Genomic DNA, 24913 nt, shown 5'->3' with positions numbered 1-24913 from the left:
CGAACCGGTCGCCGGACCGGTCATCGGACGGCCGCCTGGTACGTCAGCACCAGGGTGACGTTGCTCAGGGCGCTCCGGTCGCCCTCGACGGTGAAGGCCCAGTCGGACGGGCCTCCGCCGCCGTTGAGGCTCAGGCCGGGAGTGGTCAGCGGGACGCCGTCGGCGAGCGGGAGCCGCCGCCCGGTCTCCAGCACCAGCCGCGCCGTGCCCGCCGTGCTCTCGCCGGCGTACTCGTACTTCGGGTACAGGCCGGTGATCCGCCGGCTGCTCATCCCGGGGAACCGCTCCGGGGAGAGCGGCAGCACCAGGCGGTCGCCGCCGAGGAAGGCCGCCCACTCCTTCGGGAAGTCGCGGGCCACGTCGACCAGGTGGGCCGCCGGGTAGGGGCGCAGCATGCCCTTGACCGACTCGGTGAACACGTCGCCGCCGTGCTCGGCGGTGTAGCGCACGGTGAGCACCACGTCGGTCAGGGCACCGGCCGCGGCGACGCCCCGCGGCCCGCCGCCGAGCTCCAGCCGCCAGGTGGACACCGCGCCGGTGCCCTCGAACGGCAGGTAGCGCTCGTCGTCGTAGCGCAGCTCGAACAGGCCGTTGTTCTCCAGCGGGTACTCGACCTGCGACAGCGCGATCCGCTGGCTGGGACGCCAGTCGCCGCGCACGGTGGCGGGGGCCTCGCCCTGCGGGTCGAGCAGGTACTTGACCGCCTTGGGGTCGGCCTCCAGCACGGTCTTGCTGTTCAGCTGGGTCAGCGTCGCGTTCAGCCCGAGCTGCTCGCCCGCGGCGTCGGCGAAGGTGACCGACACGGTGCGGATCTGGCGCAGGAAGTGGCCGGGGAAGTCCCGGCCGAACAGGTCCTCGCCCAGGGTGAACTCGCACCGGCCGCCGGAGCGCAGCCGCAGCAGCGCCACCGGGTCCAGCTCCAGCAGGGAGACCTTCTTGGTGATCTCCAGGCCGCGGACGTTGCCGGTGGCGTAGGCCTGGCCGAGCCGCTCCAGGTCCATGCCGAGGCTCTCGGCCGCCTGCAGGCCGCTGCGCCTGCTCTCCCAGTACGCCGGCTGGATCAGCTCGGGCTCGCCGTCGCGCACGCCGCGCTCGAAGCGGTACGCCGCCTCGGCCGCCCGCGCCGCGTCGTGGGCCATCTCGTAGGCCTGGAAGCACAGGCCGGACAGCCTGGCCGACAGCCACCCGTACAGCTCGGCGCCGGTGAACTTGTCCCGCATGAACGCCGCCGTCGACGCGTTGTGCGCGATGTCCCGCTCCAGGATCCGCAGCTCCTGCCGGGCCGACTCCAGCCGGTGCCGCGCGGCGGTGATCTGGTACCCGATCTGGAGCACGTCGCTGTCGGCGACGGCCAGCTGCAACCTCCAGTCCTCGACGGACCGCTCGTGCTGGGCGCGCACGCCCAGCGCCTCGCCGATCATGCTGAGGCCCTCGGCGGCGGACTCCGACACCTCGCCGGCCTTGTCCAGGCCCCGGCCGACCTGCTCGCCGCCCCACTCGGTGCCCAGGATGAACGGACCGGCCTTGACCTGCGGCGCCGGGTAGGCGAACGCCGCGCCGGTCTTGAGGAGGGCGGCGACGACGTGCAGGGCCGCGCCGGTGGACATCATCGCGAGCTGGCCGTGCTCCAGCGCCGACAACCCGGAGCCGATGAGGTCGCCGTAGTGCACGGAGCGACCCTTCGCCGAGGACAGGCTCTCGCCCAGCTCGGCCAGGTCCTCCTCGGCGATGCGCACCTGCGCCTGCCGGACGGCGAGCGTGAGGCCGAGGATCGTCCCCTCCTGCCTGGTCTGCAGCAGGCTCAGCTCCTCGGCGTCGCGCCGCTCCAGCACGCCCAGCAGGTCGGCGCCGAACTGGCGGACCCGGTCGGTCAGCTCCTGGGCGCGGCGCAGGGCCACCGGGAACCGCTGCGGCGGCACCGGCACGGCCGTCGCGGCCGCGGCGGCCTCGCCGAGCGGGGTGCCCGCGGCGGCGGCGCGCACCAGCCGCATCGGGTCAAGCGGCGGCTCGAACAGCGGCAGCGGCTGGCTGACGCCCAGGATGTTCAGCGAGTCGCGGATCTTGCGCAGCCGGTCCGCGACCCGCTGCCAGTACTCGGCGAACAGGCTGTTGTCGGGGATGTGGAAGTAGGAGGAGGCCGCGCCCGCGTGCGCCTTGCCCGCCTGCTCCAGCAGGGAGCCGCCGCCGGTCAGGTAGCCGAGCAGGTCGAGGTCGCCCGGCTCCTCCTCCAGGTCGGTTAAGGACCGCGCCTTCGGCGGCAGCGCGGTGCCCAGCCGCTCCGGGGCCTCGCCGAGCAGGTCGAAGGCGAGAATGTACAGCATCCGCGCCTCGTCGACGCTCTCCGGCGTGTACTGCCGGAACAGCATGTCGCCCCAGTCGAGCAGGTTGTCGATGTAGCCCATCACCACGGCGCGGCGGTAGGCGACCGGGCGCAGCATGGCGATGGCGTGCGGGTCGAACGGGTCCTGCCGGTAGGCCCGCAGCAGGTCGGCCCGGCCGCCCAGGGCGCGGAGCTGCTTCTCCAGGTCGGCGAGGACGGCGGTGCGCTCCCCCAGCGCGGCCACCGCCGCGGCCTGCCCGGCGGTGAGCCCCTCGGTGGCGGCCAGCGTGGTGACGGCGGCGCCGACGGCGTGGTGGGTGTCCTCGTCGGTGACGGCGAGCACGTCGATCTCGCGGGGCCGGCCGTCGCCCGCGTCGGCGGCGGCGAGCCGGCGCAGCGCGGCCAGCACGTCCGCCAGCCCCGCCTCCTCGACCTTCGTGACGGTGACGCCGAGCTCGCGCAGCACCTCCAGGTCGCGCGCGCAGCCCTCGGCGAGCGCCCGCAGGTCGGCGCCGAGGAACGGCAGGAACCGCCAGTGCCCGCGCGGGTCCGTCGGGTCGAAGACGTACTCGTACCACCGTTTGGCGTCCTCGAAGCGCTGCGCCTCGTTGAGCGCCTGCGCGATGAGCAGCGGCGCGTGGAAGAAGATCTCCCAGTAGTAGATGCCGTTGGCGCTCTGGAAGTCCAGGTGCGCGCCGGTCGGCAGCCGGCCCTCGTCGACCTTGTCCTTGCGGACCCGGACCGCAGTGGCGGCCCTGGGGTCGACGGTGACCGCCACCTCGTCGCTCTCCTGGGTGGCGGTGTCCAGCAGCGCGGCCACCCCGCCCGACAGCAGCCGCTGGTTGAGCGCGGCGGCGGTGCCCGTGGTCAGCCGGATGATCTCGAAGGGCAGGGCGGTGCGCTCGTACGGGCGGGGCACGGCCGCGCTCCTCGTGCGGCGCGCGTAGAAGCCGCCGGCGAACAGGAACAGGCCCTCGTCGGAGTCCATCGCGGCGTCGAACGGGGTGGGCGACTCGCGGGGCAGCCCTCCCCAGGCCCCGGCGACCGGCAGGTACTCACCGGCCGTGTCGGGCCCGCCGCCGGTCGCGCCCCGGGCGTAGGTGGCGCCGGAGAACAGGTAGACCTTGTCGCCCCGGGTGAAGGCGGTGTCGATCTCCCTGGTCAGCGGCTTGGGATAGCCCTCGTCGACGAGGCGGCCCGGCAGGCCGTCGCCGCCCAGGGTGTAGCGGACGTACTCGGTGCCGCTGGTCAGGTACAGCTTGCCGCCGCCGGTGTAGGCCGCGCCGACCTTGCCGGTCGAGGCCAGCGCGGTGGTGGCGCCGATCCTGTGCTGGGTGGTGGTCCCGTTGGAGGTGATCTTCCGGTAGAAGCCGCTGCCGGTGCCGCCGGCGGTGCCGTTGTCGCCGTTGTCGAAGAAGTAGGTGACGCCGTCGCGCCACGCCGCGGCGTTGACCCGGGTCTGCGGCAGGCCCGCCCGGTTGCCGTCGAGGGGAAGCGGGTACCTGCTCTGCCCCTGCAACTCGTCGAGGACGAACCGGCTCCGTCGCTGCCCGCCGTTCCCCCCGCCGTGACCTCCGCCGTGCCCTCTCCCGTTCCCGTTCCCGTTTCCGTCCTGGTCGGTCCTCCAGACGAAGCGGGCGTAGGAGTTCCCGGCGAAGGCGTAGGCGTGGCGGTCGTTGACCAGCACCGCGTCCAGCGGCTTGAGCGTGCCCGGCATGTCCTCGAAGACCCGCAGGTCCTCCAGCCGGTGGTCGGCCGGGGCCTCCGGGGGGTTCCTGGCCGCCCCGGCGGCGATGTCCTCGGACGTCATGTAGCGCCCCAGGCCGTAGGAGATGAAGTACTCGACGCCGTCGGGGGCGGTGAACGCGACGTCCACCTTCGTCCACGGCGGGAGGTCGTCCCTGCTGGTCCTGATGTTCTTCGGGTAGCCGTCGTCGATGACCTGGAACGGGACGCCGGTGAAGCGGACGTAGCGCTGGCCGGAGAAGACGAAGGTGTGCTGACCGCGGGTGAGCACCGTGTCGACCTTGTCGGCCTTGGGCAGGACCGTGGGGACCAGGCCCCACCGGGAGGCGGTGGCCAGCCGCCCGCTCAGCGCGCCCGCGGGTGTACCCGCCGGAGCCCCGTCCGGGACCTCGCCCGGCACCGACTCCGCGTACTGGCCCGCGGTGTTGTCGAAGAAGTACCGGGCGCCGCCGGGCAGCTCGACCGCGGCGTCCACCCGGCCCCAGACCGGCAGACCGTCGTCGTTGCCGTCCAGCGGCATCAGGGTGGCCGAGTCGTCCGGGCCGACGTCGGCCGGGCGGCACAGGAAGCTGCCGCCCTTGACGTCCACGCTGAACCAGGAGCCGGACTCGGCCGCGACCGGGGTGTCGAACCGGACGACGTCGGCCGCCCGCACCGGGTCGACGAAGATCTCGGCGACCCGTTCGGCCGCGGCGGTGAGGGCCTGGGCGACCTTGTCGTCGGTCTCGCCCGCGACCCACGCCCCGGCCAGCACCTTCAGGACGGAGCCGTGGAAGATCCCGAAGGGCAGGTCGGAGATGCCGGGGATGTCGGCCAGGGCCCGCTCGGTGAGGTCCTCGGCGCCGAGCTCGGCGCTGAGCGAGAACATCATGCCGGTACGCCGCACGGTCGGGGCCTGCGGCTTGCCGTCCTTGTCCGGCGGGTTCGGCGTGGTCACCGTGTAGGCGCAGGCGACCACGACGGAGGTGCGGTCCTCGCCCGCGGCCACCGGCTGGATGAACAGGGTGATGCCGTCGATCGTGCCGCTGCGCGGGGCGCCCACGCCGAGCGTCTGCGCCGTCACCCACTCCTTGTTCAGGTTCTCGAACGAGTAGAAGATCTTGATCTGCCGGGTCGGCGGCTTGCCGCTGACCTTCTGCTCGTCGCCCTTGGACTCGGCCACCACGGTGGTCGTCGCCCCGTCGTCGGCGACCGCCTCCACGGCCGCCCAGAAGACGAACAGCCGGCCGAAGGCGTGCACCGGGTGCACCTCGTCGGCGTCGATCTGCAGGCCGACCTTCTGCCACGGCTCCCAGGACGCCGACAGCCGCTCCCTGCTGGTGAACTCCGCCCGGCGGTGGTAGTAGCGCCGGGGGTCGGTCCTGGTGCGCCCGAACAGCGCCAGCCGGTACGGGCCGTCGGCCGCCCGGTCCTTGGTGTAGACGTACCCTCCGGCGATGGTGAGCCGGGAGACCTCGGTGTACTCGTCGAGGTAGCGCTTGTAGGCCTGCTCCACCGCCACGGGCGTGATCTCGTTCTGCAGCAGGTCGCCCTCCAGCGCGCGGAAGGCGGGGGTGCGGTCGGCGCGCAGCTCGGGCCGGATGTAGTTCTCCGGGTAGAGGAAGACCTTGCGGTTGGCCTCCCACAGCCGGTAGCCGCGCATCCACCGCCACCACTCGAGGATGCGGCGGCGGGCGTCCTCGGCGGACTCGACGACGCCCCCGGCCCCGTTCAGGGCGACCACTCCGGACCCGGCGGACCCGCTGGGCGGGGAGGACTCCAGGTTGAGCAGGTAGCGGTGCACGTAGAGCTGGACGGCGGCGATGGCCTCCCTGACCCGGGAGGTGTCGCCCCGGGGGCCCATCTCGACGTCGATCAGGAACCGGTCGAACAGGTCCCTGGGGGTGCGCAGCCGGTCGCCGGGGCGGCGGGCGAGCACGGCCGCGACCAGCGCGTCGCGCCGCAGCACGTTCAGCTCGTCGTGCAGGGTGCGCTCCAGCGCGGGCCGGTCGGCCGGGTCGCCGCGGCGGAGCAGCAGCTCCCGCAGCGCCTCGGCGGCGGCGTCCAGAGCGGTGTCACCGCCACCGCCGTCCTTGGCGTCGCCGTACAGCCGGGACCACACGTCGGCGTGCAGCGCGGACGGCACGGTGCCCAGCCGGGCGGCGAACGCGAACAGGGCGGCGATCCGGATCAGGAACTCCAGCTCGAACAGCGACTCGTCGGCCGCGCCGGCGGTCAGCAGGCCGACCCGCCGCCGGCACCACCGGATCTCGTCGGCGTCCCAGCCGAACAGGTCGGCCAGGTAGCGGTACGGGTCCTCGAAGGCGGCCTCGCCGGGCAGCAGGAAGGCGGCCAGGTCGCCGGGGTGGGCGCGGGCCAGCTCGGCGAACCCGGCGATCGTCCGCACGTCGCTCAGCCGGAAGTCGGCCGTGCCGGACCAGCGGTGCCGGAACGGCTGCGGGTAGGTGCGGTCGGGGGTGTCGTACCGGTCGCCGGAGTAGCGGACGTGCTCGGTGCCCCGGCACAGGTAGGCGCGGCCCTCGAAGGAGAACGCGGCGTCTGGCCCGGCGTCGAACGCCTCGGGCAGGTTGCCCCAGTCACCGGCCACCGGCCTCGGGTAGCCGTCCTCGACGGCCTTCAGCCGGGTCATCCGGTAGCGGGCGTACTGGCCGCCGCAGAAGACGTACAGGTCGCCGTCGCGGGTGGTGAACGCCGCCTCCACGGTCGCCCCGGGGGCGCGGAAGGCGTTGTCCACCACGCCCCAGGTGCCGGCGATCGGCGCCTCGGCCGCCTGACCGGCCGCGATCCGCAGGTGGCGGGATCCGGCGAACAGGTACACGGCCCCGTCGGCGTCCTGGAACGCCGCGTCGATCGCGTCGCGGAAGGCCTCGGGCAGCTCGGCGACGCCCAGCTCGGCGGGGAGCGCCTCGGCGATGACCCGGGGATATCCCTCGTCGACCTGGTCGTAGCCTCCGGCGTCGGAGTAGCGGACGTACTGGTCGCCGGAGAACAGCAGGGTGCGCGGGCCCGCGTCCCCGTTCACCACGAGGGCGGCGTCGACCCGCCGCCGCTCGGCGACGGTGTTGCGGACCCTGGCCAGCGCCGCCTGGTCGAAGGTCGCGGTCAGGCCGCGCGACAGCACGTGGCAGACGCGCCCGGACAGGACGCGCACGGTGCGCCCGCCGCCGGTCACGGCGTCGACCATGGCCCGCCCGTCGGCCTCCAGCCGGTCGGCCAGGTCCTCGTCGAACGACACCGGCAGCCCGGTGAACGCCTCCTCGGCGCGCAGGTTGCCGATGATCGGCCGGGGGTAGCCGGGGTCGGCGTGCCGGTAGGAGGTGCCGGTGTAGCGGACGTACTGGTCGCCGGAGAACAGGTAGGTGACCCGGCTCCCGTCGGCGGAGGTGTCGGCGAACGCGGCGTCGACCACATCCTCGCCGGTGCCCAGGAAGTTGTTGCGGGTCCGGCCCCAGGCGTCCCTGATCGGCCGCCGCGCCGCCAGGGTGCCGTCGTGGCGGGCGAACTCGCCGGGGAAGAAGAAGTACGTGGCGCCGTCGCGGCCGACGAACGCGCTGGTGAGGCCGTCGGCCTTGGCCAGCCCGCGCCAGGCGCGCTCCAGCGGGCGCGGCCGCGACCACGCCCCGGTCACCGGCCCGCCGGTCGCCGTGCCGGCCGGGCCGGCGGGATCCCGGCGCACGTACTGGCCGTCGAACAGCAGCAGCGTCGTCTCGCCGACGGACAGTACGGCGTCCGGCACGGTGAACCCGGCGGGCAGGTACTCCTCGGGCACGCCCCAGAAGCCTGCGGCGGCGACGCGCGGCACCCCGCCCTCCGGGGCCCGGGTGTAGTCGCGGCCGGTGTAGGTGACGTAGCGCATCGTGCCGTCGGCCCTGGGCGGCTCGAACAGGTACGTGGTGCCGTCCTGCACGTAGGCGAGCGTCACCCGGGTCAGCCCGCCCCAGTGCGCCGCGATCGGCAGCGGCGCCCCGTCGACGTCGGCGTCCACGGTGGCGGCGCCGGCGTACGCCACGAACTGGTCGCCGCTGAACAGGTACGTCTTCCCGTCGGTGCCGACGAACGCGGCGTCCACCGCGTTGTCGTGGTAGACGTTGTTGCGCGGCCTGCCCCACTCCTCGGCCAGCGGGTAGGCCCGCCCCAGCCGGGTGTCGAAGCACGACGTGCCCTTGAACAGGTAGGTGTTGCCGTCGGCGCCGTGCAGCACGGCGTCCAGGCCGGTACGGAACTCCGGCGGCACCGCGCGCGGGAACCTCGGCCGGGCCCGCCGGGGCTCGACGGCCCCCCGCTCCGGCTGGCCGTGCAGGTGCCACTCGCCGGACCGCTCGGCCAGCAGCGCGCCGTCCTGGTCGAACGCGCAGCCGACCGGCTCGGGGAGGGCGTTCTCGTAGCGGCGGTAGGCGGCCTGGGAGACCGCGTGGCAGCGCCCGCCGCCGAACAGGTACACCGTGCCCCGGTCGGCGAACGCGGCGTCCACCCCGGCCGGCGCCTCCTTGAGATTGCCCAGCCGGGGCTCGCGCGGCAGCGCGGACAGGACCTGCGGGTAGCCGAGGTCGGGCGTGGACAGGTCGGTGCCGGTGTAGCGGACGTACTGGTTGCCGGAGAACAGGTAGGTACGGGTGCGCTCCACGCCGTCCGCCCCGATGTCGGCCGCCACGAGGGTCGCGTCGACCCGCCCGGTGCGGGCGATGGCGCTGACGACGTTCCCCCAGAAGCGGGTGATCGTCGCCGGGTAGCGGTCGTCGATCCGGGTGTGGTTGCCGGTCGAGTAGCGGACGTAGCGGGTGTCGGAGAACAGGTAGGTCCGGCCGTCCTTGCCGAGCAGGGCCGCGTCGACCCGGTCGAACGGCAGGTCGTCCCACTGCCGGCGCAGCGGCTGCGGCTCCGACCACCAGCGGCGCTTGTTGTCGAAGGTGGCGTACCGGTCCTCGCAGAACACGTACACCAGGCCGTCCCTGCCGGTGAAGGCGGCGTCCACCTTGGCGAACGGTGCGTCGCCCAGCCCGTCCGGCAGGTTCCACCGGCCGGCGGCGAGCGCCTGCGGGTGGGCGGCGTCGGGGACGCCGTAGTCCTTGGTCGAGTAGCGGACGTGGAAGGAGGCCTCGGACTCCTCGGCGAGGTGGACCTCGATCCGCTCCCCCGGGGCCCGTTTCCCGGTGATCGGGTTCACGGCGGCCGGGTCCACGGCGCGGCGGAGCACCAGCGTGATCCCGTGGTCGGCGGTGACCCGCCACTCGGGACCGGCCCCGGACACCGGCGCGTCCTCGGCGGCGACGATGCCGTGCTCCAGCAGCAGCCTGCGCACCGGGTGCGGCAGCCGGCCCGCGTCCAGGTCGCCGGCGTGCTCCAGCGCGACGCAGGTGATCAGCCCGGCCGCGCCGAACAGGTGGGTGGCGCCGCCCAGGGTGAACGCGGCGTCCACCCGCAGCAGCCCGCCCCAGTCGTCGGCGACACGCCTGGGGTAGCCGGGGTCCACCGTCGAGTAGTCGGCGCCGGAGTAGCGCAGGTAGCGGTCGCCGGAGAACAGGTAGGTGCGGCCGTCCAGGCCGACGAAGGCCGCGTCGACCGTGCCGCCGGGCAGGGCCGCGCCGATGCTCCCCCAGCGCTGCGCGGTGGTCGCGATCTCCGGCCCGCTCCGGCGCAGCGCGACGGTCCTGCCGTTCCTGAACAGGTGCAGCACCCCGGCCGGGTCGCGGAACGCGGCCTCCACCCCACCGGCGAACTCGGCGGGGACGCCCGGCAGGAACGCCTCGATCAGCTGCGGGAAGCCCGCGTCCGCCCGCAGCTCGCCGCTCTCGAGGTCGCCGGAGTAGCGGAACACCTGGTCGCCGGAGAACACCATGTAGGCGGCCCCGTCGGCGCAGGCGGCGTCGATCCGGCCGGTCTCGGCGAACGCGTTGCGGATCCGTCCCCAGGCGTCGGCGACCGGCCGCTCGGCGGCGGTGCCGTCCACGGCGAGGAACCGGTCGCCGGAGAACAGGTAGGTGATGCCGTCGGTGCCGCGGAAGGCCGCGTCCAGCGAGCGGCGGAACCGGTCGGGCAGCTCGGCGCCGCGCTGCCCGTCCTGCCACCACTCGCCGATCCGGCGGGGGTGGCCGGGGTCGACGTGCTCACGCCCGGCCCCGGAGTAGCGGACGTACTGGTCGCCGCAGAACAGGTAGACCCGGCCCTCCTCGTCGGTGAACGCCGCGTCGATCGCGGCGGGGGCGTCGAAGGCGTTCTCGACCACGCCCCACTCCTGCGTGTTCGGGGTCCACCGGGCGCCACCACGCTGCCGGGTGAAGGTACGCGTGACGCCGCCGGTGTCCCTGCCGATGATCCAGTCGGTGCCGTTGACGTCGCTGAACGCGGCGTCGACGCCGGTGAGGCCGGCGAACCGGCCGGACAGCTCGGTCAGCGGCACCGGCTCGTCGCCGGTGCGGGCGTAGCCGGGGCCGTACACCCAGCACTCCTGGCCGCGGAACAGGTAGACGTTGCCGTCGGAGCTCTCCAGCAGGGCGTCGATCCGGTCGACGCCGCGGGGCGCGGCCAGCGGCTCGGGGAACTTCCCGGCCAGGTCCTGGTCGCGGAAGGCGAGGACGATCTGGTTCGCGTCGAGGCCGAACTTCCCGGCGAGCAGGGCGACGGCGCGGATGCGGCGGAGGGCGGCGCGCGAGTCGGGGGGCAGGTCCGCGCCGCGTCCGGCTCCGGCGGGCGCGGGGGCGATCAGCGCGGGGGCGGCCGACGCGGAGACGGCGGGGACGGGAAGGGCCGACACGGGGGCGACCGGTGCGGGGTCGGCCAGCGCGGGGGCGACCAGCAGTTCCACCGCCTCGGCCGGGCCGCCGGTGACCGCCGCGCAGGCCGCGGCGGCGACCTGCGCGCTCACCCCCAGCTCGTCCTGGAGCACGGCCAGCAGCGTGGCGCGCTGCCGGGCGGCCAGCGCCTCCAGCCTGGCGGTGATCTCGGCGATCGCCGCGTTCGTCCGCACCGCGACGGCGTGCAGCAGGAAGAAGACGTCCTTGGCGAAGTCCTCCAGGCCGGGCAGGGCGAAGTCCAGCGCGTTGTACATCTCGGCGAAGTAGTCGAGCCGGTGCTCGGGGACGCCCAGCTCCGGGGTGAGGTGCCCGGCGTTGACCAACCTGACCACGAGCTGCTCCCGCTCGCCCGCGTCGAAGCCGAACTCGGCCGCCGCCGCCGGGTCGACCCGGTAGGGGAGGTGGTCGGCCAGGGCGGTGGCCACCCGCTGGAAGATCGCGGAGTTCTCGGCCGCGGTGAACCCGGCCAGCTCCAGCCGGTTCGCCGGGTCGGCGAAGAACGCCCGGCTGCCCCGCAGGATGCGGTCGTCGGCCAGGTGGACGCCGTCCAGCAGGTCGGCCGCCCGCTGCGCGGCGGCCGGGTCGGTGATGTCCAGGAAGTCCGCCGGGGTGACGGCGAGCAGCTCGGCCCGGGCCCTGGTGAGCAGGCCGCGCAGGGCGCCCAGGACGTGCCTGCGGTACGGGTAGAACTCCAGGGCCAGCGCCGGCTCGCCGAGACCGGGGTCGAGCAGCGCGGCCGGATCGGTGAAGAAGCCTTCGGAGTCGATGTGGCCGTTGAACCGCAGGCTCTCCACCAGGGCGGTGACCTGCCGCGGCGACAGCGGCAGCGCGGCGAGGACCGCCGGGTCGAAGGCGACGGCGCCGCCGGTGAACCGGGTGGCCAGCTCGCGCAGCCGGGCGTGCACGCCGGCCGCGACGCCGCCCAGGTCGGCGTTCACCGCGAACGCGGCGCGGTTCTCCCGGAGGGCGAAGAAACCGGGCCGCAGCACGGTCCCCTGGTCGTCGAGGTAGCCGTTGAAGATCAGGTTGTCGTACAGCTCGGCGCGCTCCCCCTCGTCCAGGTCCGCCAGCTTCGCCAGGTCGGAGGGGAAGAAGACGGCCGGCTCCGGCAGCGGCTCGCCGGGGGGCGGCACCGGGCACAGGCTGCGTACCAGGTCGAACAGCGCGTCGCGGTGCGCGCCGAAGTCGCGGGCCAGCCGCAGCCCGGCGGGCGCCTCCGGCAGCCGGTCCGCCACCAGGGCGCCGCCCGGCTCCAGATGGCCGGCGACGACCAGGTTGGTGTAGACCTTGACGGCGAGGCGGTCGCCGAGCCCGATCCCCTCCAGGTCGCCGCCCACCACCATGTCCAGCTCGGTGAGGGCGGCGTAGGCGGCGGCCGCGGCGCGGGCCGGGTCGACGCGCAGCAGCCGGGCGTCCCTGCGGGAGACCACGCCGTCCGGGTGGGCGACGGCGATGTCGTGGATCACCGCGGCGGCGCGCGGGCCGAACCGGCGGGAGGCGAACAGCTCGGGAGAGGGCGCGAGCTCCTCGAACCGCCGGCGCAGCTCCGCCAGCAGGGCCGCGTCGGCGTCCGGCTCCTCCGGCCCGCCCGGTTCTCCCGGGACGGCCTGCCCGTTCAGGACGCCCTGTCCGTTCAATACGCCCTGCCCGCCGGTTCCGGTTCCGGCCCCCGCCCGCGCCGCCGCGAGGCCCAGCACCGTGGCCAGCTCCCGGCCGTTCAGGTCGGCGGACAGCATCCACGGCACCACGGCCAGCAGGGTCTGCGCCAGCCACAGGCCGGAGGCGACGTCCCCGCCGGCCAGCACCGCGTGGTAGTCGCCGGTGCTCGCCCCGGTGTCGATCAGCAGCGGGAAGGTGGTGTGCCGCCGCAGGGCCGGGTCGCCCTCCAGCGCGTCGAGCACGTCGAGCAGTTCGGTGGCCGAGACGCCGAGCGCCGCGGAGAGCCGGTGGATCCGGTGCAGCAGCGACAGCTCGGCGGGGCCGGTCGCGCGGTCGAACGGGGGCGGCGGCGCCGTGTCGTCCGAGGCGGGACGTTCCCGGAAGCGGGTGACGAGGGCGGCCAGCTCGTCCTCGGTCAGGGACAGCGCCGCGGTGACCCGCCGCCGGTACTCCCTGTTGCGGGTGGCGAGGATGTCGCCGGCGCAGGCGAGCACCGGCCGGTCGGCGTAGCCGTGCGGCACCCGCGCCGAGCCGAGGATCACCGGGGCGCCCGCCGTGGCGAAGGGCACGTTGAACACCCGGTCGAACAGGTCCCGCGGCACCTCGCCGTCGCCCGCGCCGAGCGTGTTCAGCGGGGCGACCAGGCTGACAGCGACGTCGATCGGCACGTCCAGGCCACGGCGCAGGTGGAGCAGCACGGCGAGGTGCCGCAGCGCCGCGGCGTCGATCCGGTTGTCGCAGCAGTCGCGCAGCACCAGGTCGAGCTCGGTGAAGGTCAGCCCGGTGCGGCGGGCCAGCCGGACGAACCTGGAGGCCCGGTCGAACCAGGCCGCGGGAATCGACGCGCCGCCGTCGTAGGGGTCGGAGGGGTCGTCGGCGCAGACGAGCCGCTCCTCCTCGGCGTCCAGGACGACCACCGGGCCGCCGTGGTGGACGAAGAACGCGGACGCGGCCGAGCGCTCGGGGCGCGCCCCTCCGGCCGAGGCCTCGCCGAGGCCGCCGTACAGCAGTTCCCGCAGCTCGGTGCCGGTGATCGACGCGGCCTGCCGGAACCGGGGGACCGCCTCCAGTACGCGCAGGCTGGTCTCCCCGGCCTCGGGGTCCAGCCCCCAGTGCCCGCGCAGTACGGGGCCGTCGCCGAGCGGGGTGGTGAGAACCTCGACGTCGTCCCGGGTGAGCCCCAGGTACTCGCGGGCGACGACGTCGGGGGCGGGGGCGTCGGCGAGGTGGCGGTAAAGCTCGGCGGGCTCGACCTCCAGGTGGTGCAGCAGCCGGCGCAGCCGCTCGTGCCGCAGCGAGAACGGCATGGTGAACGGGTGCCGCAGCGCCCGCAGCACCTGGTCGGCGCCGACCGTGCGGCCCCGGGTCAGCTCCTGCTCCAGGACCTCGTTCACCACGTCGAGATAGGGCAGCTCGGTGTAGGTGTTCGCGCCGTCCAGTGGAACGTTCCCAAGGGCGGGACGGCGGGAGAGGAGGTCGCCGAGCAGGCCGGACGGGGCGTCGTCGCCGAGGAGCTGGAGCAGTTCGGCGAGGTAGGCGGCGGGTGAGTACACGGAACGGGACTCGTCCCGCTCGCGGAAGTCGAGATCGCCGAACAGCTGCTCGTAGCTCGGGAGGGAGTCGGCCGGCTGCATAGATCCTCCTGGACGGCCGCGACGGGACCGCGGGCGCGCACAATCCGAATGGGCATGGGAACAGGCAGGGGAATCGCCTGGTATTTCGGGCAGGACGTATCGACGCGCCGTCCTTGATGGGTGCTGCCGTCAATGCCCCGTTACGCGAAAAACCGCAGCCGACCTCAGGCCCCCCGAGCAAAAGATCATGCATGCGTAAGCTAAGCGGACGAATAGTATCAACCTCATAAGAGGATGGCTATAGCCGCTCACCTGGACGGTCCATTCAAATCGCCCAATAACCGCAAATCACGTTTTTAGGTAAATGTCGCTTTTCGGGCAGGTCTTTTCGGCCGGACGGACACCGAGGAAGCCGCCGCAGCGGCGGGAGATAAAGGACATCCGTAACCTGCGCCCCAGGAGTCACACCGCCACGGCCGAAAAGACGACCGCGCCGGCCACCTCCCCGGCACAGAGCCCGCCTCATCGAAGAGCACAGTCGCGGTGCGCCTGCAATACATGTTCGCCCGCCCGCGGATCGCCTTCCACCCCTCACGGTCCGTAGGCGCAGGCCACGCGGGATCCCGGCACCTCGTCAAGGCGGGGTATCGATGAGAGCGGGCAGAGGGAGGGCCCTAGTCTGGGGAGATGGCATTCATCCCACGCCACAGGTCGGCCGCGGCGGCAATCGCTCTACTCGGCGTGACCGGCGTCGCCGCGGCGACGGTCGCGGCGTCCCCGCCGGTGCCCCCCGTTCCGGGCACACCACAGGCGTCCCCGTCGGCGCCCCCTGCCCCGGGCACGCCACAGGCGTTCACCGCCACGGTGACGCCGGTGTCCCCGGGCCGGCTCCGCCATTCCTGGCGTCGGGGATGCCCGGTGGGACCCGGCGACCTCAGGATGATCACCATGACCTACTGGGGCTTCGACGGCAGGCCCCACACGGGAAGGATGGTGATCAACAAATCGGTGGCCGGCCAGGTCGTCTCGGTCTTCAGGGAGCTGTACGGTCAGCGCTTCCCCATCCGGCGGATGCAGCCGGTGGAGGCCTACAAGGGCAGCGACGACGCCTCCATGGCGGCGGACAACACCTCGGGCTTCAACTGCCGGCGCGTCGGGACCACCACCAGCTGGTCGCAACACGCCTACGGCCTGGCGATCGATGTCAACACCCGGGAGAACCCCTACATCCATCCCTATCCAGGCGGCACCGTCGACCCCCCGAACGCGAAGGACTACGTCCGGCGCCCCCTGGACCGGCCGGGAGTCATCAACCCCGGTGACGACGTGGTTCGCGCGTTCAAGAAGATCGGCTGGAGCTGGGGCGGATCATGGTCGACCTCGAAGGACTACCAGCACTTCTCCCAGAACGGACGATGACGCCCTCGCGCCGGGATCTCCCGGTGCCGTGCCGCGGCGAAAGCCACCGGCTGCCGTTTCGACGGCGCGGGACCGCCGGCCGGTGAGCCCCGGCGGGACATGAGCCGGGGCCCGGCGCCGGGGGCAGAACGTCCGGCGCGAGCCGGGAATCCAACATGAGCAAGGCTCTGACCTGGCCTTTCGCCATACCGAGCACGCCTCTCACCTGGTTAACCTGCACGTATGGACAACGTTGACCGCAGAGCGTCCGCGGGCTTGGGAACGGCCTCCCTCGTGAGCGCCGCCCTGCTCGCACTCGTCATGGCCTTCGGCGGGCTTTTCGGTGCCCGTGCCGCCTTCGCCGCCGCCTCCACCTCCACCGCCGCCGCCCTGCCGCCCCCGGCGCCGGGACGGCAGCTCATCACCGTGACGGCCGACGCCTACCGGGAAAGCACCGCCACGCTGGTCGCCTACACCGCGAGGAACGGCCGCTGGGTGAAGGCGTACGGGCCGTGGACGGCGAACGTCGGCGAGAGCGGCATCGCCCCACCGGGCCAGAAGCGGGAGGGCGACGGGCGCACCCCGTCCGGCACGTACGGGTTCGACTTCATGTTCGGGGCCGAACCCGATCCCGGTGTGAAATTTCCCTACCGGCAGGCGCTCTCCCACGACAAATGGAACGACGACTCCGCCAGTCCCCTCTACAACACCTGGGTGGACGCCCGCCACGCCGATCCGGGGGTCTCTCCCGAGAACATGCTGAACCCCCCGGCCTACGCCTACGGCGCCGTGATCGCCTACAACACCGAGAAGCGCACACCCCACCTGGGCAGCGCGATCTTCCTCCACGTCAGCAACGGCGGGCCCACCAGTGGCTGCGTCAGCCTGCCGGCCGACAAACTGCTGCGGCTGCTGCGCTGGATGGATCCGAAGCACTCCCCTCAGATGGACATCAGAGTCGCCTGACCGAGGAGCGACGGCCCGTAAGAGGCCGCCCCGCCGGAGATCGAAACCCGGGCTCAGGAGCCGAGGTAGCGCAGCACCGCCAGGACCCGGCGGCTGTAGCCGGTGACGTGCAGCAGGCCGAGCTTGTCGAAGATGGCGTTGACGTGTTTCTCGACGGCGCTCTGGGAGACGTGCAGCCGCTCGGCGGTGGAGGCGTTGGTCAGGCCCTGGGCCATGTGGTCGAGCACCTCGCGCTCGCGGGAGGTGAGGCGGCTCAGCGGGTCGGCGTGGGTGGTCCTGGCCAGCAGCTGGCGTACCACCTCGGGGTCGAAGGCCGCTCCCCCGGCGCCGACGCGGTCGAGCGCGTCGAGGAAGTCGGCGACCTGGGCCACCCGGTCCTTGAGCAGGTAGCCCACCCCGTCCACGTCGCCGGTCATCAGCTCGGTGGCGTAGCGCTTCTCGACGTACTGCGACAGGACCAGCACGCGCGTCCCCGGGTGGCGGCGCCGGATCTCCAGGACCGCCCGCAGCCCCTCGTCGGTGTGGGTCGGCGGCATCCGCACGTCGGCGACCACGACGTCGGGCCGGTGCTCGGCGACCGCGGCGACGAGCGCCTCGCCGTCGCCGACCGCGGCCGGGACCTCGTGGCCCTCCTCCAGCAGCAGCCGGACCAGCCCCTCGCGCAGCAGGGTCGAGTCCTCGGCCAGGATCACCCGCACGGGAGCTCCGCGGTGATCGTGGTGGGTCCGCCGGGCGGGCTGTCGACGCCGAGGCGGCCGTCCAGCGCGGCCACCCGCCTGGCCAGGCCCGACAGCCCGCCGCCCGCCGCGCTCGCCCCGCCCACGCCGTCGTCCCGTACCCGCACGACGACCATTGTGCCGCGTTCGCGGACCTCGACGGTGATCGCGGTGGCGCGGGCGTGCTTGGCCGCGTTGGTCACCGCCTCGCTGACCACGAAGTACGACGCGGTCTCCACCGCCATCGGCGGCCGTGCGGACAGCTCGCAGACGACCTTGACCGGGACGCCGGAGCGTTCGGCCACCCCGGCCAGCGCGTCGGCGAGCCCTAGGGTGTCCAGCCCCGACGGGTAGACCCGCCAGGCCACCTCACGCAGCTCGGCCAGTGCCTGCTGCGCCTCCTCGTGCGCCTGCCCGAGCAGTTCGGACCGTCCTCTGCGCGCCCGTCCGACCAGCATGGACAGCGCCACCAGCCGTTGCTGCAGCCCGTCGTGCAGGTCCCGCTCGATCCTGCGCCGCTCGGAGTCGACGGCCGCCAGCACGCCCGCGCGGCTCTCGGCCAGCTCGGCGATGCGGCGCCGCAGCGCCTCAGTGGGGTCGGGCCCGAACATGCGCACGGCCAGCCGCCGCTCCAGCGCGTGCACCCCCACCAGGCCCGACAGGTCCAGGAACAGCAGGACGACGCCCCCCAGGAAGGCGTAGGCGAGCAGCGGCACGCTCGGCGTCATGCCGTCGAACGGCAGGCCCCACCCCCAGGACCAGGTGAGGGCGACGGCCGTCCCGGCGCCGTAGACGAGCAGGACGACCACCAGGCCGCCGAGCACGCCCACCGGCACCCTCGCCGCCAGGTAGCGCAGCTCCCGCCCGTCCGGGCGATTTGTGTCGAGATGGAGGGCCGCGGGGTCGAGACGCAGGCGGCGGGCTTCGAGCACGGCCAGCCGCCGGGCCGCCCTGCGCACGGCCGGACGGCCGGCGAACGGCAGCGTGAGCAGCAGGAACACGACGCCGAGCAGGGCGGTGACCGCCCCGAGGACCACCGCGCGCAGCAGCCGCAGCCCCTCAGCGACGGGACGCACGCCGTCCCTCCCGCCGCTCGACCGCCCCGGCGTCCACGCCCACCGGCCCGTCCCGGAGCACCGGGACGGGCGGGAGCACCCGCGCGGTCACCGGCCACGCGCCCGGCGCCGCGGGGTCTTCCATCGCTCCGACCAGCCCATCCGACATGCCCCAGAGGCTACAAAGGACCGGGACATGAACGGAATGCGGTACATGGCCGTTTCGGGGCTGCGGAAAACCACACCCCGCCGAGAAGCGGGGACTCACGCCCGTACGTCCACGGCGGTCTCCCGGGAGGTGCCCGGCGTGATCAACGCGCTGAGCGCGGCGGCACCGTCGAGGAGGGCTCTCGACCGGTCGGAGACGCTCGCGTCCCGGGTGGCCAGCGCGGCCGTCACCTCATCCCAGCGGCGGGTGCGCCGCAGCTCCGGCATCAGGGCCCTGAGCGGGGCGACGCGGTAACCGGCCAGGCGCAGCTGGTGGACGATCCGCGCGTCGCGGACATCGCCCGGGAAGTATCGTCGCGGCCCTCCCGGCGTGGCCCGCCGGGGCACGACCAGACCCTCCGCGTCCCAGTGCCGCAACGTCGAGGGGCGCACACCGAGCGCGACGGCGAGCTCGGAGACGCTCATGACGTCCGATGGCCGCACGTCGCCGATCGACTCCCGGGAGATCGTCGCGGCGGCCTCCCTGGCCAGCCGGAGCTCCCGCCGCTCCGCGTCGAGCCGGGCGTGGGCCGCGTCGAGCAGGGCGAGCATGTCGGAGGCGGGATACGCGTGCGCGGCGCGCATGATCCTTCTGGCCTCGACCGGCCCCGCGCCGTCCGCGAGAGCCCGGTAGGCCAGCGCGGAACGCAGATGCGCCTCGCCGTAGATCCGGTATCCCGTGCCGGTGCGCGCCGCCGGGGGCAGCACGCCGTCGCGTTCGAGATTGCGCACCTGCTGGACGGAGCACCCGGCGTGCCGCGCGACATCGACCGTCCGCAGATTCGCCGACTTGAGACTTCTCACCCGTCCACCTCGGAGTTTTGGTGGCAAAGCCTCCACAACCACGTGAATGACACGCTACAACACATGAGTATCGACGAGATCACCGAATTCCTCGCCGGCCTCGACGGGGTCCTGGTCCTGCGGCCGGCACCCGGCGACGGTTCGCCGGAGATCAGCTGGGGCGACTCGTTCTTCTACTACGCGCCCGACGGCGAGGTCCCGAAGACGACCCAGCCCTTCGCGACGATCGTGACGAAGGACTACCCGGGCGACGAGCGATCGCGTCTCGGCCGTCCCGGCACCTTCCGCCTGAACCTCTTCGCCGGCAAGGACGCCTTCGTCGCCCGGACAGGCCGGCAGCCGCGCGACCAGGCCGCTGACGAGGCCACCGACGGGGCCACCGACGAGGCCGACCCGAGCATGACCGACCCGAGCGTGACCGACTCCGTGATCGCGCACCCCGTCTACGGCACGCTGGGCTGGCTGGCCGTGGTGAACCCGGGGCCGCGGACGGAACCGGCTGTCCGGGAGCTGCTTCGCACGGCCCACGACCTGGCCCGCTCGCGCCACCTGCGGCGCGCCGGATCGGCCTCGCCCTGACCCGGGACCTGTCTGCTCGGCACCCCACCCCACCGTCGCGCCGACGATCTCCTCCCCGGCGCGACGGCGGACCTCGCGGTGCCGCCGGCGGTGAGGGCGGCCGGCGCCTGTGGGGAACTCCTCACCGGCGAGCCGCGGGGCTCGCGCCGTGCAGGCCCAGCATCAGGCGGAGCTGGGCCAGCAGGACGCCGCGGAGGTCGGCGGGAGCCGGTGTGGAATGGTGCATGGCCCTGAAGACGATGTCCCCGATCAAGGTGGAGATCAGGAGGTCCGTCACGTCGTCGGGCCTGTGGGTGAGGGTGAACTCGCCCTGCTCGCCGCCCTCCCTCACGGCGGCGAGGAAGGGCGCCCGATAGCGCTGTTGCACCTCGGTGCTGTACGCGTTGAGTTCGTCGTCCCGCATGGCGGACCGCCAGAACTCGACGAGCATCCGCCGCGTGTGATCGGAGCTGTTCAGGCTCCGGTCGATCATGGCGACCAGCCGCTCCCACGGATCACGTTCGGCGACGGCCACCGCCTCCAGGGCCGCCACCTCCCGATCGACGGAAAGCCCCATGGCCTCGATGACCATGTCCTCACGCGAACCGAAGTAGTTCTGCAGCGTGCTGATCGCGACACCGCTGGCGGCCGACACGTCGGCGAAACGGGTGTTCTCGTAGCCGCGTTCGGCGAGCACGTTCATCACCGCGTCCAGGACGAGATTCCGTTTCTCCCCGCCCGCACGCCTTTTCCGACTCGCTATGGGCATGGCCGTACCATACTTTCGTGCCTGGTGGGGGTCAAACCCTGAGGGGCGTGTCCGCGACGCCTATGCCAGGGGCGGGATGTTGTGGTTGTAGCGGAACACGTTGCGCGGGTCGTACGTGGTCTTCGCCGCCCGCAGCCGCTCGTAGGTCGGCTCGTCGTACGCCAGCCGCACGCTCTCGACGGAGGCGTCGGCCGGCGAGAGGTAGACAGGGTGCTTGCGGCCGCCCCCGGACGCGGTGAGCCTGTCGATCAGTTCCAGGCCCACGTTCTCGTGGCCGTCGACGTCGCCGGGCGCGACCGCCGTCAACGTGAACGCGGCGAAGGCGGCGTCACGCCGTCCCACCGCGTTGGCCCGCTGCGGGGCCTTCGCGAACGCGCCGCCGAGGTGGGTCAGGTTGACCATGGTGATACGCGTGCCGGAATCCGGTCCGGCGACCTCCAGGATCGCCTCCATCGCCGTCGGGGACAGCGCGTCGAGCACGGTGAAGTGCTCCACGGCGGCGCCGGGCTCGGCCGGGTCGTTGGTGATGGTGGCGACGTGCGCGGCGGGCATCGTGGCCACGGTGTCGGTGAGCACCGGCGCGGCCGCCCGCAACGGGGCGACCAGGGCCTCACCGTCGCGTGCCGAGCCCAGGTAGGAGACCCGGACGGTGACGGTGAGCTTCCCGCGCATGAACTCGGGGACGAACGGCAGGTCGGGCGCGCGCAGGAAGACGATCGACGAGGTCATCTCGTCGGGCGCCGTGGCGGTGAAGCGCTGGTAGGCCCGCAGCACGGCGCCCGCGTCCTCGCCCGGGAACTGCAGCGCTCCGGCGTACAGTTCCGTCACGGGGAACAGGCCGAACTCCATCGCGGTGACGACGCCGAAGTTGCCCCTCCCGCCGCGCAGGGCGAAGAACAGCTCCGGGTCGGAATCCGGTGTGACGTGGCGGAGCACGCCGTCCGCGGTCACGACGTCGATCGCCAGGACGTGGTCGGCCGCGTAGCCGAAGGCCCGCCCCAGCGCGACGCTCACCCCGCCGCCGAGCGTGTAGCCGACGACCCCGACCTGCGGCGATGAGCCGGCGAGGGGCGCGAGCCCGGCCTTGGCGGCCTCCCGCACCACCTGACCCCAGCGGACCCCGGCCTCGACCCGGGCGGTCCTCGCCGCTTCGTCGACGCTCACCCCCGTCATGCGACGCGTGGTGATCATGACGGCGTCTCCGGGAACGGACACGGAGGGGCCGTGCCCGGTGTTGAGGACCGCGACGGGGAGATCCCGCTCCGCGGCGAAGCGCACCGCCGCCTGGACGTCCGCGACGCCGGTGGCGCCGATGATCACGTGCGGGCGGTGGGCGACGGCCATGTTGAACACCGACGCCTCGTCGGCGAAACCGTCGTCCTCGGGGAAGAGGACGGGTCCTTCGACGGACGAGAGAAGCGGGGAAGGGGAAGGGGAAGGGGAACGGAGGGGCATGGTGACGTCTCTCTGATCTCGTTGTGCGGAGCCGGTACGAGCCGGGTGTCCTGTTTCGCGGAGCCGGTACGAGCCGGTGCCGATGACCGCGGGCGCGTCGGAGGCGGGCGTCTGCCGCCCGGCGGATGTGCAGGGATGGCCGGGCGTGCGATCAGCGGTCCCCGCCGACCGCCCCGCGTTCCGGTTGGAGCCGACCACTACCCGATCGGCATGTCGATACGGTACCACAATACCGATTTATGCACGGCCGAAAGCCCTGCCGCGGCCCGGACGCCGGGCTCGGCACTACAGGGGGCCGACGATCATCTCTCCCCGGTCTGGCGCTCGGCGACCAGCCGGAAGACGCGCTTGAACTCCGCGTACGCCTCCTCGCCGACCGCCCGCGCGTGCTCGGCCTCCATCTCCACGAGCACGGCGTCCGACTTCACCATGTGGTCGAGGCCCAGTTCGGTGGGCACGACGAGCTTGGCCCTGCGGTCGGCGGGGTCGGGCCGCCGCTCCACGTACCCGAGCGCCACCAGCTCGTCCACCAGGTTGCCGATCACCTGCTTGTGCTGGCCCGACTGCGCGGCCAGATCGGAGGCCCGGCTGCCCTCCACGTCCAGGTAGGCCAGCACGGCTCCGTGCCGCGGCCTGACCAGCGCGTGGCCCATCTCCGACAGCCGGGAGAACAGCTCCCTCTGCAGGCTGAACAGCGTCCGGCTGGACAGGATCCCCAGGTCGGGCAGCTCCCGCTTGCGCTCGCTCCTCAACACCGCACGCCTCCCATTTAGTCACTGATTTTGACTATCAATATTTTTGACCATATCGTCGCGGTGTGACGACGACAGTGGAAATCACCAGGTTCCGCGTCTCCCCGGAGCACGCGACGGACCTTCTGGCCGCCCGCGGCGGGATGGTCGCGGACTTCCGGGCCGACCGGGAAGGGTTCCTGGGCGCCAAGCTGATCCAGCTGCCCGGCGGCGAATGGCTGGACATCGTGGAGTGGCGCTCGCCGGCCGACTTCGCGGCCTCCCGCGCCAAGGGCGGCAACCTGCCGGGAACCCAGGCCTTCTTCGCCCTGATCGACGAACTCGTTTCCATGGAAGAGGGGACATCACGATGACCATCCTGATCACCGGCGCCAACGGCACCGTCTCGACAGAGGTGCTGCGCTCGCTGCGGGGCACGGCGGACCTGCGGGTGCTGGTGCGCGACAGGGCCAAGGCGCCGTCAGGCGTCGAGGTGGCGGTCGGCGACCTCCACCACCCGGACACGCTGGGCCAGGCCTTCGCGGGCGTGGACACGGTGTGGCTGCTGACCGCGATGGGCCCGGACTCCACGCACGCCAGCGGCAACGCGCTCGCGGCGGCCAGGAAGGCGGGCGTGCGGCACGTCGTCCGCATGTCGGCCATCGGCGCGGGGCACGACGCCCCGACCCGCAACGGCCGGCTGCACGTCCTGTCGGACATCGAGCTCGCGGCCTCCGGCCTCGGCTGGACCGTCATCCGCCCGGCGTACTTCATGCAGAACATTCTCGGCTCGGTCAACGGCGACACCTTCTACGGCGCTCCCGGAGAGGGCCGGGTCGGCATGATCGACGTGCGGGACATCGCCGACCTCGCCGCCGTCGTGCTCCGTGACCCCGCACGCCACCACGGGGAAACCTACACGCTCACGGGACCGGAGACGATCAGGCTGCGGGACATGACGGACACCCTGTCGGAGGTGTACGGAAGGCCGCTCGCCTACCAGCCGGTGGACCCGGACGACGCCTATCCCATGCTGCTGAAGGCCGGGATGAGGGAGTGGGACGCGGAGGTCACCCAGGAGTACATGAGGGCCTACGACGCGGGCTGGGGCGACTACACCACGCCCACGTACACCGCCGTGACGGGCCGTCCGGGCCGGACGTTCGCCCGGTTCGCCCGCGACTACGCCGACCGGATCGGCGGGTGAGGCATCGACCGGCGAGGCCGCGCCGGCGGGCCGGTCCTCCCGGTCCTCCCGGTCCTCCCGGTCCTCCCGGTCCTCCCTGCCCACCGGCCCGCCCCCGCCTCCGGGCGCCGGCGGCCACGTGACCCTCCCGGCGGGCGTGTCGCGAACGCGAGAGGGCCCGCCGGGAGGGGAAGGGGCACGGCCGGGGGCCCTTCGACCCCCGGCGCGGACCCCGCCGGCACCCGGCGGGCCCTGATCGGCGCGCCCGCGGCTACGCGTGGTGCTTGCCCTTGCGCCGGTCGGACAGCCTGACCACGATGAAGACCACCACGGCGAGGATCACGACGCCCAGCACCGCCTTCGACACGATCCCCATGTACCGCTCGACCAGGTCCCACTGCTCACCGAGCAGGAACCCCGCCATCACGAAGGCCGTGTTCCAGATGAGGCTGCCCAGGGTGGTGAGGAGGGTGAAGATCAGGATCGGCATGCGCTCGACCCCCGCGGGGATCGAGATGAGGCTGCGGAAGATGGGGATCATCCGGCCGAAGAAGACGGTCTTCCTGCCGTGCCTGGCGAACCAGGCCTCGGTCTTCTCGATGTCGGAGACATTGATCAGCGGCAGCTTGGAGGCGATGAACACCACGCGGTTGCGGCCCAGCAGGGCCCCGACCGTGTACAGCGCCAGCGCGCCGACCACCGATCCGATGGTCGTCCAGAGCACGGCGTCGAACAGCCCCATGTTCCCCTTGCTCGCGGTGAACCCGGCCAGCGGCAGGATCACCTCGCTGGGCAGGGGCGGGAACAGGTTCTCGAGTGCGATCGCCAGCCCCGCCCCGGGCGCGCCCAGGGTTTCCATAAGGTTGATCGCCCATCCGGCGATCCCGTCGACATTCGGTGAACTCATAGGGACAAGGCTACGGAGAGCTGCGTACGGTGTGGATGCGGAACGCTCCCCACCTCGCCTGGCGTGCGCCG

14 protein-coding genes are annotated in these 24913 nt (G+C 73.1%); 5 read left to right on the top strand and 9 right to left on the bottom strand.

The window, feature by feature from the left end; translation table 11 throughout:
* Positions 1-20 precede the first annotated feature (20 nt).
* Positions 21-14150 (bottom strand): hemopexin repeat-containing protein, encoded by a 14130-nt coding sequence (locus AC5L38_RS33915; RefSeq protein ID WP_495246879.1) that lies wholly within the window; start codon positions 14148-14150, stop codon positions 21-23.
* Positions 14151-15008: 858 nt separating this feature from the next.
* Between AC5L38_RS33915 and AC5L38_RS33910 the strand changes: the two genes are divergently transcribed.
* Both AC5L38_RS33910 and AC5L38_RS33905 read left to right on the top strand, forming a co-directional pair.
* Positions 15009-15509 (top strand): M15 family metallopeptidase, encoded by a 501-nt coding sequence (locus tag AC5L38_RS33910; protein ID WP_495246878.1) that lies wholly within the window; start codon positions 15009-15011, stop codon positions 15507-15509.
* Between the two features lie 222 nt (positions 15510-15731).
* A complete protein-coding gene (locus AC5L38_RS33905) occupies positions 15732-16454 on the top strand; it encodes a L,D-transpeptidase family protein (protein WP_495246877.1) in 723 nt (240 codons plus the stop codon).
* A 53-nt stretch (positions 16455-16507) separates the two neighbouring features.
* Here AC5L38_RS33905 and AC5L38_RS33900 read toward each other — a convergent pair whose 3' ends face one another.
* The 4 genes from AC5L38_RS33900 to AC5L38_RS33885 form a co-directional block, all read right to left on the bottom strand.
* The gene (locus AC5L38_RS33900) at positions 16508-17152 is read right to left on the bottom strand and encodes a response regulator transcription factor (protein WP_329079758.1); all 645 of its coding nucleotides are present in this window, start codon (positions 17150-17152) and stop codon (positions 16508-16510) included.
* On the bottom strand, positions 17143-18246 hold the full coding sequence (locus AC5L38_RS33895; RefSeq protein WP_495246876.1) for a sensor histidine kinase: 1104 nt from the start codon (positions 18244-18246) through the stop codon (positions 17143-17145). The genes AC5L38_RS33900 and AC5L38_RS33895 overlap by 10 nt, the downstream gene beginning before the upstream one ends.
* Entirely contained in the window at positions 18230-18394 is a 165-nt protein-coding gene (locus AC5L38_RS33890) for a hypothetical protein (RefSeq protein ID WP_495246875.1), read from the bottom strand. The genes AC5L38_RS33895 and AC5L38_RS33890 overlap by 17 nt, the downstream gene beginning before the upstream one ends.
* Before the next feature lie 95 nt (positions 18395-18489).
* Positions 18490-19236, bottom strand: a complete 747-nt coding sequence (locus tag AC5L38_RS33885; RefSeq protein ID WP_495246874.1) for a MerR family transcriptional regulator — start codon at positions 19234-19236, stop codon at positions 18490-18492.
* A 63-nt stretch (positions 19237-19299) separates the two neighbouring features.
* Here AC5L38_RS33885 and AC5L38_RS33880 point away from each other — a divergent pair, with 63 nt between their 5' ends.
* Positions 19300-19815 carry a DUF6194 family protein gene (locus AC5L38_RS33880; protein ID WP_495246873.1) on the top strand — a complete coding sequence of 172 codons (516 nt, stop codon included), beginning with the start codon at positions 19300-19302 and terminating at the stop codon, positions 19813-19815.
* A gap of 121 nt (positions 19816-19936) precedes the next feature.
* Here AC5L38_RS33880 and AC5L38_RS33875 read toward each other — a convergent pair whose 3' ends face one another.
* The 3 genes from AC5L38_RS33875 to AC5L38_RS33865 form a co-directional block, all read right to left on the bottom strand.
* Complete coding sequence (locus AC5L38_RS33875) at positions 19937-20563, bottom strand: TetR/AcrR family transcriptional regulator (protein WP_495246872.1); 627 nt, start codon at positions 20561-20563, stop codon at positions 19937-19939.
* A 60-nt stretch (positions 20564-20623) separates the two neighbouring features.
* Complete coding sequence (locus tag AC5L38_RS33870) at positions 20624-22018, bottom strand: FAD-binding protein (RefSeq protein WP_495246871.1); 1395 nt, start codon at positions 22016-22018, stop codon at positions 20624-20626.
* 302 nt (positions 22019-22320) lie between these two features.
* Positions 22321-22773, bottom strand: coding sequence for a MarR family winged helix-turn-helix transcriptional regulator (locus AC5L38_RS33865; protein WP_495246870.1), 453 nt, complete (start codon positions 22771-22773; stop codon positions 22321-22323).
* Between the two features lie 62 nt (positions 22774-22835).
* On the opposite strand from AC5L38_RS33865, the gene AC5L38_RS33860 reads away from it, so the two are divergent.
* Positions 22836-23123: an antibiotic biosynthesis monooxygenase family protein gene (locus AC5L38_RS33860; protein ID WP_495246869.1), complete on the top strand. Its 288-nt coding sequence runs from the start codon at positions 22836-22838 to the stop codon at positions 23121-23123.
* Positions 23120-23956 (top strand): NAD(P)H-binding protein, encoded by an 837-nt coding sequence (locus AC5L38_RS33855; RefSeq protein WP_495246868.1) that lies wholly within the window; start codon positions 23120-23122, stop codon positions 23954-23956. Before AC5L38_RS33860 ends, AC5L38_RS33855 begins: the two co-directional genes overlap by 4 nt.
* A 250-nt stretch (positions 23957-24206) precedes the next feature.
* Here the strand turns inward: AC5L38_RS33855 and AC5L38_RS33850 are convergent, their stop codons facing one another.
* Entirely contained in the window at positions 24207-24842 is a 636-nt protein-coding gene (locus AC5L38_RS33850) for a DedA family protein (RefSeq protein WP_495246867.1), read from the bottom strand.
* Positions 24843-24913: the final 71 nt, after the last annotated feature.

The organism is Streptosporangium nanhuense, from assembly GCF_059358815.1.
This window is presented reverse-complemented; position numbering and strand designations above follow the sequence as displayed.